The 14,068-nt window shown below is 31.1% G+C and carries 9 protein-coding genes; 4 read left to right on the top strand and 5 right to left on the bottom strand.

Annotated elements, in window-relative coordinates:
- The first annotated feature begins 26 nt into the window (after window positions 1-26).
- Both HM981_RS16315 and ctlX read left to right on the top strand, forming a co-directional pair.
- Window positions 27-398, top strand: a complete 372-nt coding sequence (locus HM981_RS16315; RefSeq protein WP_179339877.1) for a hypothetical protein — start codon at window positions 27-29, stop codon at window positions 396-398.
- A gap of 69 nt (window positions 399-467) precedes the next feature.
- Window positions 468-1,400, top strand: a complete 933-nt coding sequence (ctlX, locus tag HM981_RS16310; protein WP_179339876.1) for a citrulline utilization hydrolase CtlX — start codon at window positions 468-470, stop codon at window positions 1,398-1,400.
- A gap of 87 nt (window positions 1,401-1,487) precedes the next feature.
- On the opposite strand, the gene HM981_RS16305 is transcribed toward ctlX, so the two are convergent.
- Entirely contained in the window at window positions 1,488-3,545 is a 2,058-nt protein-coding gene (locus HM981_RS16305; RefSeq protein WP_179339875.1) for a tetratricopeptide repeat-containing sensor histidine kinase, read from the bottom strand.
- Between the two features lie 552 nt (window positions 3,546-4,097).
- On the opposite strand from HM981_RS16305, the gene argS reads away from it, so the two are divergent.
- Window positions 4,098-5,888, top strand: a complete 1,791-nt coding sequence (gene argS, locus HM981_RS16300) for an arginine--tRNA ligase (protein WP_179339874.1) — start codon at window positions 4,098-4,100, stop codon at window positions 5,886-5,888.
- A gap of 94 nt (window positions 5,889-5,982) precedes the next feature.
- On the opposite strand, the gene HM981_RS16295 is transcribed toward argS, so the two are convergent.
- From HM981_RS16295 to HM981_RS16280, 4 genes are all read right to left on the bottom strand, one after another.
- Entirely contained in the window at window positions 5,983-7,257 is a 1,275-nt protein-coding gene (locus HM981_RS16295) for an acyloxyacyl hydrolase (protein ID WP_179339873.1), read from the bottom strand.
- A 30-nt stretch (window positions 7,258-7,287) separates the two neighbouring features.
- Window positions 7,288-9,600, bottom strand: coding sequence for a TonB-dependent receptor domain-containing protein (locus HM981_RS16290; RefSeq protein WP_179339872.1), 2,313 nt, complete (start codon window positions 9,598-9,600; stop codon window positions 7,288-7,290).
- Window positions 9,593-10,489, bottom strand: coding sequence for a FecR family protein (locus HM981_RS16285; protein WP_179339871.1), 897 nt, complete (start codon window positions 10,487-10,489; stop codon window positions 9,593-9,595). Before HM981_RS16285 ends, HM981_RS16290 begins: the two co-directional genes overlap by 8 nt.
- Window positions 10,490-10,576: 87 nt before the next feature.
- Window positions 10,577-11,092, bottom strand: a complete 516-nt coding sequence (locus HM981_RS16280; protein ID WP_179339870.1) for an RNA polymerase sigma factor — start codon at window positions 11,090-11,092, stop codon at window positions 10,577-10,579.
- Window positions 11,093-11,197: 105 nt separating this feature from the next.
- On the opposite strand from HM981_RS16280, the gene HM981_RS16275 reads away from it, so the two are divergent.
- Entirely contained in the window at window positions 11,198-13,795 is a 2,598-nt protein-coding gene (locus HM981_RS16275; RefSeq protein ID WP_179339869.1) for a hypothetical protein, read from the top strand.
- Window positions 13,796-14,068: the final 273 nt, after the last annotated feature.

Below are 14,068 nucleotides of genomic sequence, written 5' to 3'. Positions count from 1 at the left end.
GCCTAAATTTACTTATATTTATTCACATGAAAACACATCAGCTAAGCTTTGCTAAAATTATTATTATAAAAGATAATCTTGCAGAAGTAATAGTTGATGATGGTGTTTTAATAGATTTAAAAAAGGTAGGAGAGTATCACGAATTCTTATTAACGCATTTAAGAGCGCCTTTTTCTCTTCTTGTAAACAAAAAACATTCTTACACTTATACGTTTAAAGCTCAAACTGAAATAGCAAGTTTAAATCAAATAAAGGCAATGGCTGTTGTTGTCGAAGGATTTAATGCAAAAAAATCTACTGATTTTTTAATTTCAATGAATAACATGAGTAGAGTGTGGAATATCCAAACCTTTATGTTAAGAGAAGAGGCCTTAGTTTGGTTAGAAAAACAAGAGTGATTTTTATAGTGGATTCATTTCAAAAAATGAATAACTTTGCATCAAATTATATCAATTTATCTTTATTTAATGCAACAAACTACAAATACCATTTTAATGATTCGTCCAGTTAGTTTTAGGATGAACGAACAAACGGCTGTCAATAATTATTTTCAGGAAGCTTTAGATTTAAAAAATGCTGAAATCAATTCAAAAGCGCAAGATGAATTTGATGCTTTCGTTGAAAAATTAAAAGCAGCTGGTATTAACGTTATTGTTGAAGAGGATGATAAACTAAATGACACACCAGATTCAATCTTTCCAAATAATTGGGTAAGTTTTCATGGTAATGGCGATGTTGCAAAATATCCAATGTTTGCAGAGAACAGAAGACGAGAGCGTAGAGATGAAGTTTTTATTAGACTTGAAGAAGAAGGCTTTATAATAGAGAATATTGTAGATTATACATCTGCTGAGCATGAGGGCTTTTTTCTTGAAGGCACAGGAAGTGTTGCTTTAGATCGCGTAAATAGAAAAGCATATTGTGCATTATCGCCAAGAGCAGATGAAGAATTATTTATAGAATTCTGTGAAGATTTTGAATATACTCCCGTAATTTTTACAGCAAATCAGACAGTAGAAGGTAAGCGTTTAGCAATATACCATACAAATGTAATGATGTGTTTAGCAGAGAACTTTGCTGTTATTTGTTTAGATACAATTGATGATAAAAAGGAGCGTAAAAGTGTAGTGAAGCATTTAAAACAAGATGGTAAAGAGATTATTTCTATTACTGAAAAACAAATGCATCAGTTTGCTGGGAATATGTTACAGTTAAGAGGGACTAATGACCAGTTGTATTTAATAATGAGTGAAGCTGCATATAGCAGTTTAACTAAAACTCAAATTGATACTATAGAAAAGTATTGCCCTATTATTTCAAGTTCTTTAGAGACTATAGAAACATGTGGTGGTGGAAGTGCACGTTGCATGATGGCAGAAGTTTTTCTTCCAAGAGCTTAACTATATTGCCCTCTTTATTTTTTATAAGTAAGCGTAACTTTTTTATACTAGGTTCTAGAAGTAAAGAGGTGGTAATTTTTTTTGTAATTAAGCTTTAGATGCTGCTTTAGGAAGTTCTATAAAGAATTTACTACCAACATTTTCTGTGCTTTCTACCCAGATTTTTCCGTTGTTTAATTCTACCAAATCTTTGGCAATAGTTAAACCTAATCCAGTTCCTTTTTCGTTTTTAGTTCCTGCGGTTGTGAAGTTTTTATGTGCAGCAAATAACTTATCAATATTAATTTTAGGAATACCAACTCCTGTGTCTTCAATGCAAATTAAAGACTTACCATTCGCGTCTAGATTAGAAATGGTAATAACATCACCAGTTCTGCTAAATTTAACGGCATTGGTAATTAAATTTTGAATTACAATTTCTACCATACTACGATCTGCAAACACAAAATCGCGTTGAGATTCATCAATTAAAACGATGCGTTTATCCTCAACTTTTTGTTCTACTAATGCCATTTTAGAATGAAAGACATCTTGAATATTAAACAGTTCTGGTTTTGGTTCTAAGTTTTGCATTTGCGATTTAGACCAATTCAGTAAATTGAATAATAGTGCAGATGCATTATTAGCATTTTCACTTAATTCAGGGATTAATTCATAAAACTCCTCTTTAGAAATGCTGTCTTCGTTTAATAAATCTAGAAATGCTTTTATTGAAGAAATGGAATCTTTTAAATCATGAGAAACAATAGAGAAAAGTTTGTCTTTTACTTGGTTAACCTCTTCTAGATGATGAGTCTGTTCTAAAATGGCTTCTGTTCTTATTTTCTCTTCAGATAATTTTCTTTTCTGTTTAGTGAGTTCAGCTTTATGAAATCTAACTTTTATAAGATTAAAAAATAAAACAACGATTAGCAGAATACAAAGCATTATTAAGCCAATTGTCACATAAGACTTATTAAACCAGGAAGCCGATGCGTCGTCTGTTTGCTTATCGTTTTGTTTAATGGTGTTGACAGTGCTTGTATTAGTTTCAACTAAGTCTAAATGATCTATCTCTGTAGGAAAATCTGGTTGATTTTTTTTAGATAATGAGTCTTTAAGTTTATGATACTTGCCTTGCCAAAAGAATGCATTTTGGTAATATCCACGAGTAGAATCTAAAGCAATATGAAGTTTGTAATTTTCTAAAAGATCAGTTTTACTATCTACTTTTAACGCAATTTTATAGGCTTCATTTAATTGTTTCTCGGCTAGTTTTACTTTTCTTTTCTGTAAGTTTAAGTTTCCAATAGCATTTAATGCTCTTAAAATTCCTTCTTTGTTATTCTGCTTGCGATTATATTTTAAGCCTTCAAGTAAATGTTCTGAAGCTTTATCATATTCCTTAAAACGCAGATATTCACTACCTAATTTTGGTAAAATATCACCACGTAACTCTTGGTCGGTTTCTAGATCTAAAATATCTAAAACCCTTTCGTAATATTCAATAGCTTTACGGTGTTCTTTTAATACAGAATAAAGTTCTGCAATATTTTTTGTAGATGCTTTAATCCCATCTTGGTCATTTATTTGTTTACGTACAGCTAACGCTTTAAAATTAAATTCGATGGCTTTATCAATCTGTGCTGTTTTATAGTAAGCTTCTGCAAGGTTGTTATAAGCAGAACTTAATTCATGATTAAGGTATCGCTCTTCAAAAATATCTATTGCAGATAATGAGTTTTGTAAACCAATCTTATAATTTCCACGTTTAATTTCAATAAGTCCTATACTGTTGCTCACTTTTGCTACACCAAGGGTATCACTTATTTGAAGGTATAAATCTCTCGATTTTGTGTAGTTGTGTATGGCGTTAAAATAATCGTTACGTTCTGTGAAAATTAAAGCTCTATAGTAGCTGCTTTCAGCCAGGCCTTTTATATAATTTAGTTCTTCAGAAAGTTTAGAAGTTTCATTAACATAAAGCAGAGCCTTTGCAAAATCCTTAGTTTTATACAGTTCGTTTATAAGCATTAACGATGTATCCACTTTTGTGGAGTCTGGATTTTGAAAAGCTATTTGTACCGTAAGTTCATCTATTTTTTCGGTTTGAGAAAAAACAATAAACGATAGTAGATAAACAGCTAATGTTAGTAACTGTTTCATCTTAAAATAGCGTTAAAACGAATTGCGCTGCTTGGTGTGAAAAACTTTTATAGAGGGATACAAAAAGTAAGTTAACACTAAACAATAACAACAGAGTTAATGTTTGATTATTAAGCTTCATCAATGTTTGGGACATTTATTAATAGCCTACCAAAAATGCCAATATCATTATGAAAATGCTAATTATTAGGACTTAATACCAATATATTAGCTAAAGTGACAAATTAAATATGTTCAAAAAATTAGTTATCGATTAAAGGTAAATTAAACGGAAGTAATACGGTTTGATCGACGAAATGCATAGGTGGCTTAAGTTTTTGATGTTTAGTTTATTACAACTATTCAAATCTACAGGTAAACCTTCTTCGATAAAGGGTCTAAAAGCTAAGATTATACTTTAAGGCATCTTTAGTGGTAAGCTTTTAGTAATTATATACCCAATCCTTTAATAAATACTATTAAGGTATCATAATTATGTCTTCATAGAATCTTAATAAAACAATTAAACTTCTATCTTTGCCAACGTTTTAAAACACAAAAATAAAGCAGGATATGACCCTTCAAGAAACTTTAGAAATACATGTAAAGGCAGCGATAAAAGCGTTGTTTAACTCGGAATTAGAATCAGTAGAATTTCAAGCCACTCGTAAAGAGTTTGCTGGAGATGTTACAGTTGTTGTGTTTCCAATGTTACGTGTTGTAAAAGGTAATCCTGCTGTAATAGGCGAGCAAGTTGGACAATACCTTCTAGATAATGTAGATTTGGTAAAAGGATTCAACGTGGTTAAAGGTTTTTTAAATGTTGAAATTAGCGATAAATATTACTTAGATTTCTTTAAAAGTATTAAAGAAGATGACACGTTTGGTTTTGCTAAGCAAAAGGATGACAAAGCTGTTATGGTTGAGTATTCTTCACCAAACACAAACAAACCTTTGCATTTAGGACACGTTAGAAATGTACTTTTAGGTTATAGTGTTTCAGAAATTTTAAAAGCTTCAGGTAAAAAAGTCTACAAAACTCAAATTATTAATGATAGAGGTATTCATATATGTAAAAGTATGTTGGCTTATCAGAAATTTGGAAACGGAGAAGTGCCAACTGAAGATTTTAAAGGAGATAAATTAGTAGGTAACTATTATGTAAAGTTTGATCAAGCTTATAAGCAAGAGGTTGCAGAATTAGTAACACAAGGACAATCTGAAGAAGACGCTAAAAAGAATGCACCTTTATTACTAGAAGCCCAAGAAATGCTAATTAAATGGGAAGCTGGAGATGAAGACGTTGTGGCGCTTTGGAAAAAAATGAACGAATGGGTTTACGCAGGTTTTGATGTCACTTACAAGAATATTGGTGTAGACTTCGATGCTTATTATTATGAAAGTAATACTTATTTGTTAGGAAAAGAATTTGTTGCTGAAGGTTTAAAATCTGGTGTTTTTGAAGAAGATCCTGATGGCTCTGTTTGGTGCGATTTAACTGAAGACGGTTTAGATAGAAAAATTGTATTGCGTAGCGATGGTACTGCAGTTTACATGACGCAAGATATCGGAACGGCTATTCAACGAATTAAAGATTATCCAGATGTTGGAGGTATGGTTTATACCGTTGGAAACGAACAAGATTATCATTTTAAAGTTTTATTCTTAATCTTGAAGAAACTTGGTTTTGATTGGGCAAAAAATCTATTTCATTTAAGTTATGGTATGGTAGATTTACCAAGCGGAAAAATGAAGAGTAGAGAAGGAACGGTTGTAGATGCGGATGATTTAATTCAAGAAATGACAGATACAGCTGAAGAAATTTCTAAAGAATTAGGAAAGCTTGAAGAGTATGATGAAGATGAAAAACAAGCACTTTACAAAACCATAGGTTTAGGAGCTTTAAAATATTACATCCTAAAAGTAGATCCTAAAAAACGAATTTTATTCGATCCTAAAGAATCTATCGATTTTCAAGGAAATGCGGCACCATACATACAAATGGCTTATGCAAGAATTCAATCGATATTAAGAAAAGCGAATTCCACAAATGGAATCGTGGCTTCAGATGCTTTTAATGATGCTATTGTTTTACATGAAAAAGAAAAACAATTGATTAAGCAATTAGAGCAATTTCCAGAAATGATACAAAGTGCTGCAGAACAACATAGTCCTGCGTTAATTGCTAATTACACTTACGATTTGGTAAAGGATTTTAGTTCGTTTTATCAAAACTTACCTATAGTTTTAGGAAATGAAGATGTAAACTCTCAGAAGTTTAGAATTTCTCTATCAAAAACAGTTGGCCAAACCATTAAAAATGCATTTCAAATTTTAGGAATTGAAGTTCCTGAACGTATGTAGATTTTGTTTTAAGACAAGGTAGCTTGTTATAAGAGAGGATTTGTAGCTGAGTTTGGTTTAACTAAGTTTCTGGATTATTCAGCTTATTTAAGCATTAGTCTTTTATTTTTAAATCTAAACGATGGACGTAGCCCACGCTTAATTCCGTAAAATCTGCTTGACCAAGATTAGCATTAATATGAGCTCCGAAAAAGACATTGTGTTTTGGTGCCTTGTTAGTTGTCCATAAATAATAGTTTAATCCCATCCTTGCAGAAACGGTTCGTTTTATTTCATAATACCAATCCAATTCACCTAAAACTTCAACGGTTTCTCCGTGTTCATTTTCATAGTCATAACCCTTGTTTAGTTGCCAGTCTATTTTGTAGAATGGTTTGTAAATATTAAGTCCTAGACTAAGCTCAAAACCAAAATGATCTATAAGTAATTCTGATGTAGCAAATAGCCCAAAGTTTGTAGCATAACCAAAAGGGTTTTTTGTGTAGTGTGGAAACTGCTCAGCTATTAAAGTTTCATTGTTTTTTATGTAATCATAATAGTGCTCGTAAAACCGATAGTAAAAACCACCTCCAAATTTAAAGGTGTTATTCAGTATTTTTCCAGCCGAAGCAGAAACTGTAAAGACTTCTTTTTTTGTGTCAAATTTTTGAGATAAGACGTTTTCTCCTAAGCCAAATCTAAAAGAGAAATACGTTTGTGATTTAGTATTGAAATTTGGGCTCTTATATGTTGATTCGCTTTTTGTTTTTTTATCAATTTTAGCAGAAATACTAGCGGCTAAACTGTTTAGTCCTTGGTTGGGTAGGTTTGTGTGTCCATTAGAATGGTGTAAAAAACCTAAACCAAATCGCCAATCAGTAGTGTTGGTTTTAAAAATGTCATAGTACAGAAAAGATCGAAACGACCAATTTACTTTTGTGGTTATAGCTCTATTAAACTCATTGGTTATAACATCGTATTTAGTGTCCATATAAGAACTACCAAAACCAATTTGTAAGTTTAAACCTTTAACACGTTTGTTTAAAATAGAAAACTCTATAAATGGTAGTATACTATAAGCATGACCCACTTTTTGTGAATTACCAAAATCTGTATAACCAAAAGAAATACCTGTTCTCGGGTAGTTTAATCTGGATGCCCATTCTTTATCCGATTTAAAATTATGACGTCCAATGCTGAAAAATATATTTTTTTGAGGTTTGGTTTCAGGAAAATCAGTATTGGCCTCTAACGTTTTACCAACAAGGATTTCAGGAATAAAAAATACAGAATGGTTACTACTAGAAGCTGTAGTTTGAGAATAACCGTTTTGATAAAATATGGCAAAAGCTATTGTTATAATGAAATTTGTATAGGTTCTAGTGTGCATTGATTACTGTTGGTTGCTACTAAGAAACAACTAAAATCTGACTCTAAAACTAAGATTAGGTGTAAATTTTAAAGAGCGATTGTTGATTTCTATAATTGAATCGTCTGATTCTAAGCTATAATAGCGATTTACTGTATTGGTTTGGTTAAAGATATTCCATACAGAAGCACCAATGTCTGCTTTTACGGTATTGGAAATATTAAAATTATAAATAGCAGAAATATCAGTTCTAAAATAATCAGGTAATCTTGAATTGTTTGGAGTATTATATTCAATTATTAAATTGCTTTCATCTTGCAAAACAGAAGGTGTTGTATAAGGTCTTCCAGAGTGCCAATTCATACCAAAACCAATTTTAAAATTAGATATGCTATACGTTAAAGATGCATTGGCAACATGTTGAAGATCTAAAGTGTTAGGAAAAGAATTGCCAGCATTCAAATTTTCAAAATGATAATCGTTTTTACTAAATGAATAACTTAACCATGTACTAAAATCTTTAATACGCTTATTAATAAGGAAGTCAATGCCTTTAACAGTGTAAGAGCCAATATCGTTTGTAAATTGAAATTGGTTTTGAAATCCTTGACTTTGAGCAGTAATATTACTCACGTTTTTGTAATAACCTTCTATAGAAATTAATAAATTGTTTTGGTTGTAGCTTAACCCTGCAGACACTTGTTGACTTTTAACTAATGGAATGTTAGTGTCATTTGCCAATTGCCAACGGCGTTTTTCAATACCTAAAAAGTCTTGTTGTAAATCTATAACTTGAGTTATGGATTGGTTCTTTATTTCCCCTAAAATTTCGAGTCTAAAATAATCCGATATCTTTTGGTTAAAAGCAAAGCGAGGTTCAATAATAATTTCTTGGAGTTTATTGAAATAACTGATTCTTGCACCAAAACGTAAATAGGTGTTACGAGACTGAGAATATCTAACCACTTCACCAAATACAGCATGCGTTCTAATAATTTCCTTTATTAAGCTTCTGTGATTTGGATTGATAACAGTTTCAGAATTAGTAACACCAACTTCGTTAAATTGATAACCAAGATTTATTTTTAAACTAGGACTCACTATTTTAGAGACGTCAAAACGTAAGCCATAATCTTCAACTTTATTTTCTTGATTTAAAAGTTGTTCATCAATAATATTATTACTCTTTGCATCTAAATCGTAATTGGAATAATAAATCTCAGTAGATACGTTGAGGTCTTTTTTTAATGATTTTGAATAGCTAGTACTGGCACCAAAACTCACTTGATTGAGTTCACTTTTAGTTTCTTGAAAATCATTATTGATAGACGTAAAAACTTGATTGTATTCTAAATTATTATACATATTCACGACATTAACACGGAGTTTAGAAGACGAATCAATATTGTATAAAAATTTAGCGTTTATATCGTAAAATAAAAATCGTTCTTCTAAGGCTAATTGTGTTGTGCTATTAGAGGTATTTAATTCTGAATCTGCAAAAATTCGGTCAAAATAAGCATCATAAGTTTCAGAAACTAAAAGATCTGTGAAAGAGCGTCTTAGAGCTAATTGTAATTCTGTCTTTTTAGATAATGGGATTTTTGAAAAACCATCTACACTTAATAAATTGGTACCAAATCCACCTGTTGTTTTATGTTCTAGATTGTCTGAGTTATTTATAGACATTGTACTAGAAACGGCATTACCATATTTAGCACTTGTTCCATTTTTAGAAATACTAATATCTTCAGATAAATAAGGATTGAAAGCAGAAATTAAACCAAAAAAATGACCAGTTTGGTACATTCTAATACCTTCATACAAAATAAGATTTTGGTCGTTTGTGCCACCACGAACGTTGATATTAGAAATGCGCTCGTCTACACTAATAATTCCAGGTAAGTTTTGAACTATTTGTAAAACATCGGGTTCAATTAAACCAGGTAAAATCTGAAAAGATTTAGTGTCTACATCAATGGTTCCATTATTGGTTTTAGAGATACCTTTAGTAAGATAGTTAACTACGACAACTTCTTCTAAATGTTGCATCGAGTTTTCAGTTGCCAATACCGTTTTGGGTGTAATAGCAATAAACCGATGACTTAGAACTTTAAAATTAAGATTGGTAACCAGTTTTAGTTCACGAACAACTTGCTCTAAGGATAATTCGGGATATAAAGGAAATACTGAAATGTCTTCTATCGTTTTGGTTTCAAAAGAAAACTTTACATTGTATTGTTTTTCTAATTCTAAAAGTATTTTGGCAAGCGGTTGTTGTTCCTGTTGTTCCTGACAATGTGCGAGGTTACAATAGGTAATAGATAAAAAGCAGAAAATTATACAAAGTAATTTTTTATTCACGCTTTAGTAAAATAGATGTTCCTGATTTACTGTAGCTTAAATTTAATGGTATTGTAACAGACTTCAATGCTAAATCTAAATTATTGTGTGTAAAACTTCCTGTAAATAAACGCGATGTATCAATATTTGTTGCGTTTATTGTTTGGTTGTATTGGTTTTCAAACTCAGTAATTACATGTTTAAGAGGTACACTTTTAAAACTACTTTCGCCATTTAACCATTGTGGTTGTAAAATGTTTTCTTTTTCATTTTCAAGTTGTTTCCCATCTATAATTTGAAACGTGTGACCAGGTTTTAATGTTATCGTTTTTTTATTATGCGTTACAGCAACTAAACCTTCGTAACAGGTAGCTTCAAAATAAGATTCACGTTGTTTTACATTAAACTGTGTCCCTAAAACACTAACAATTCCATCTGCTGTAATAACATCAAATTTCTGACCTTTAGCAACTTTAAAAAATCCTTCACCTTGTAAATTCACCTCTCTTGTGTCGCTCCATTTGTTTTTATTAAAAGTGACTGTTGAGTTGGCATTTAAATCTACAGTAGAAGTGTCTGGTAGCTCTATGGTGGTTTGTTGCGCAATATCAGTTCCTATTTCTGTGTCTAAATTTGAGGTGTAATAATAAACGCTAAACCCAATAGCAAGAATAGCAGCGATTTTCAACAAAGGTTTTAACCATGAATTACTTTTAGCTGACTCAGGTTTAAGATTAGGTTTTAAATTTTGATACGTTTGATCTACAGAAAAAGTAGGTGCTTTAAAACCTTGTAAGGCTTTATCTGCCTTAATTAATTCCGTATAATCCTCAAGCTGCTCAAAAGCATTTTGCTCTTCAGTAGTTAGATTATGGTCTAGCCATTTTTTTATAAGTGCTTCTCGTTTCATGTTCTGATTTCATGTATATAACAGCTAAGGTTTAAAAACCCCTACGTCTGGTATTTAATAATTATAATTTTTAGTGTTTCGAAACTTTTAAAGTTCATCAATTTCTAATCTCAGCTTTTTTAAAGCTCCATAAATTCGTTTCTCTACAGCTTTTACAGAAATACCTAATAACTCGGCAATTTCCTTAAAACGTTTGCCTTCAACTCTGTTCAGTAAAAAGGCCACGCGCTGTGCTTCAGTGAGATTGCTTATTGCGTTTTGTAGTTTTTGATGGTATTCTTTTTCCTGAAGTACAAATTCGGGTGTTTCGTTTGTAGAATGTTTTTGAGGTTTTTGGCTATGTTTTAAAACTACTTTTTGGTGAGCCACAGCATTGAGTGTTAAATTATTGGCTGTTGTAAATAAGTAGCTTTTTGCTTTTTCTGGAGCTATTTTACTACAATTTTGCCATAATTTAATAAAAGCTTCTTGTACTTTGTCTTGAGGATTTAATTGCTCGCCAAATTTATAATACAAGAAGTCATGCAGATTTTTAGCATGCTTTTTATATAGATGTTCAAATAAGCGCGATTCGCAAATATTGTCTTGTAAAGGTTTGCCCATAGGTTAGAATAAGTGCCACAAATTATAAATAATATTTTTAATAATTGATAGTAGGACTTTTGTCTTTGAAACTGTTTTATAATAAATAGTTAAAGAAACAGCGCTATGAGAATTAAAATCAATTATCTATTTGTATTTACTCTTTTTGTCTTTTTTTCTTTTACATCTTGCCAAGATGAGGTTACTGAAATAGAAAACCCAAACGAGCAAGAAACGTTAGTGCCAAATTCTTCTTTGGTGAATTTAATGAGCAATGTTGTTGCAAATAACGGTGCTATCGATGATTTTTTGGATAACGCAAGTTGTTTCTCATTAGAATTACCAATAACCATTATAGTTAGTGATGTAACTATTATAATTGAAACTGAAGCAGATTTAGGAGAACTACAAGATTTATTAGAAGATGTTTCTGTAAATGATGATATTTTAGATTTTGTATTTCCCGTTACTATTATTTTTAGTGATTATAACCAAATTGTTATTGAGAATGAAGACCAACTTCAAAATTTTATAATTGAATGTGTAGAAGACGATAACGATATTATAGAGTGTGCAGATTTTGTGTATCCTATTTCGTTTTCTGCTTTTAATTCAGATTTTAATCTTGTTGAAACCATTGTTATTGAAAGTGACGGAGCTTTATATCTGTTTTTAGATGAATTAGAAGACGATGAAAACGCTCTAATAGTAAGTTTAAATTTTCCGGTAACTTTAGAATATAATAATGGAGATACTGTTGAAGTCACAACAAACGAAGAATTAGCAAATTCCATACAAGCTGCAGAACAGTTTTGTGAAGCAGATACTGATAATTGTGTTGAAGATGACGTGCTTGTAGGTTTATTAGAATGTCCGTGGGATTTTACAGACGGAACAGATTTTTTTGACAATTACCAATTAATCTTTAATTCTAATGGTAGTTTAGAAATATCAGAAGGTATGGCAGCATCTGCTATTGGTGGTTATTGGGACTTATCGTCTTCAGATAATGGTATTATACTAACCATTTCAGAATTAACCGCTTTTGAAGATAGTTTAGAAGGCGAGTGGTTGGTTGTGTCTTGTAATGTTGATGATTATTCTGTAAATGAACTCACGTTATCTCAAGGTAATTTAGAGCTTAATTTAGAGCAAGATTGTAACGATGATTTAGATTGTTCAGCAATAGCAATAAATTCAAATATTACTGAATGTGCTTGGAGTTTAGATACCAATTTAATTACAGATTATCCTGTAGATGTTTATATTCATTTTGGATCTGAAGGAACAGTTATGATTGAAGGTGCTGATAATTTAGAATCTCAAATAGGAACATGGGAAATCACAGCTATCGCATCAGGTGTATTCTTAGAGTATACATTACAAAGCCCTTTCGATGTATTAAACGGACAATGGCAAGTTGTAGAATGCTTGGATGGTTATTTGTATTTGCAAAATGGAAATAATAATATTGAGTTAAATGAGGCTTGCGAAATCAATAATCAGGCTCTTTTAGAGTGTTATTCTATTTATGTATTGTCGCAAGAATGCGATAATGATAATGATGGCTTAGCCACATTTGTAATAGAAACCAATAGTCAGCAAACAACAGAGTGTAATGCGCTTTATCCTTTAGCCGGAAGTTATCATCCTACTTATCAAGATGCTGTAAATACTACTAATCATTTAAATATTACATTAACAACACCAACAGAATTAGAATCTCAATTTATATTTTTTAGAGTTTTTAATCAAGATACGCACGAGTATGCTGTGCAAGAATTAGAGCTCATAGTTGAATCTTGTAATGATAGCGTCTTTAATTGCTTTAGTGATTTTGAAATTATAGAATGTAACCAGCCTAATAATGTGCCTGTTTATAATTTAAATGTTGGAACAATAGGATTGATAGATTGTACTGAAGTTTATTATCCATCATTCCATGAAACTTTAATGGATGCGCAGAATGATACAAATGCTATCGTAAATACAGAAGCATACGGAGCATTAGTGGCAGAGGTCTATTTAAGAATTGAATCTGAGAGTGGGAATTTTGAGATTTTCACTATTTATTTAAATACTGTTGATTGTAATTATTTTGAATGTTTCGAAAATGTTGTAGTCGATATTTGTGATGATGATGATATAAATGATGGTTTTGCAATAGTTACTTTAGAAGATATTTATTCAAATTGCATACAGGATGACATAATTGTAACATACCACATTTCCTTTTCGGATGCAGAAGCAAATGTTGATGCATTAGCGTCACCTTATGTAAATACAAGTAATCCACAAACATTATATGTTAGAACAGAATTAATTTCTGACTCCAACATTTATGAGATTTTTACAATAGAGCTTAATGTCATTAATTGTAATTCTGGGAATTGTACAGAAGGAGATGTAGATGGTATTTTAACAGAATGCGAATGGAATATTGCCAGCTATAATGGAAGTGATAATCTAAATGATTATAATTTTAATTTTGAAGAAAACTCAGGAGTTGTAGTGATTTATACGGATACAATTATAATTGATGCTGGTTGGTCAACATCAACAACAGAAGATGGTGTTGTTATTGAATTTTCAAATGTAGCAGGTCCAAATATTCAGGCAATAAATGGAAATTGGTTGGTTGTAGAGTGCACGGCAAATCAATTAATACTGCATAATGATACAGATAGTAATAATGAAATAGTTCTGGTTAGAACCTGTGAATAAAAAGCATTAAAGTTAGTAAAGTTAGTAAAGTTAGTTAAGTTAGTTAAAGAGAGTCGTTCGCCATGAGCGGCTCTTTTTTGTTTTTTAGACGCATATTCTCAGTTTAGTATTGTTGCTTTATAGGGTTGTCTATATTTTTTATGAAATTTCAATATCTTAGTAATACAAATGAGAGAGTAAGCAACTGACAACGACTATTACACCTTAAAACTAATTCAAAAACACATTAGTAATTCCCTCATAAATTCTTAAATTCGCAACTTATTAAAATAT

The organism is Winogradskyella ludwigii (assembly GCF_013403985.1).
Classification (GTDB): domain Bacteria; phylum Bacteroidota; class Bacteroidia; order Flavobacteriales; family Flavobacteriaceae; genus Winogradskyella; species Winogradskyella ludwigii.
Note: the sequence above shows the minus strand (reverse complement) of the source record. Positions and strands in the feature narration are given on the sequence as shown.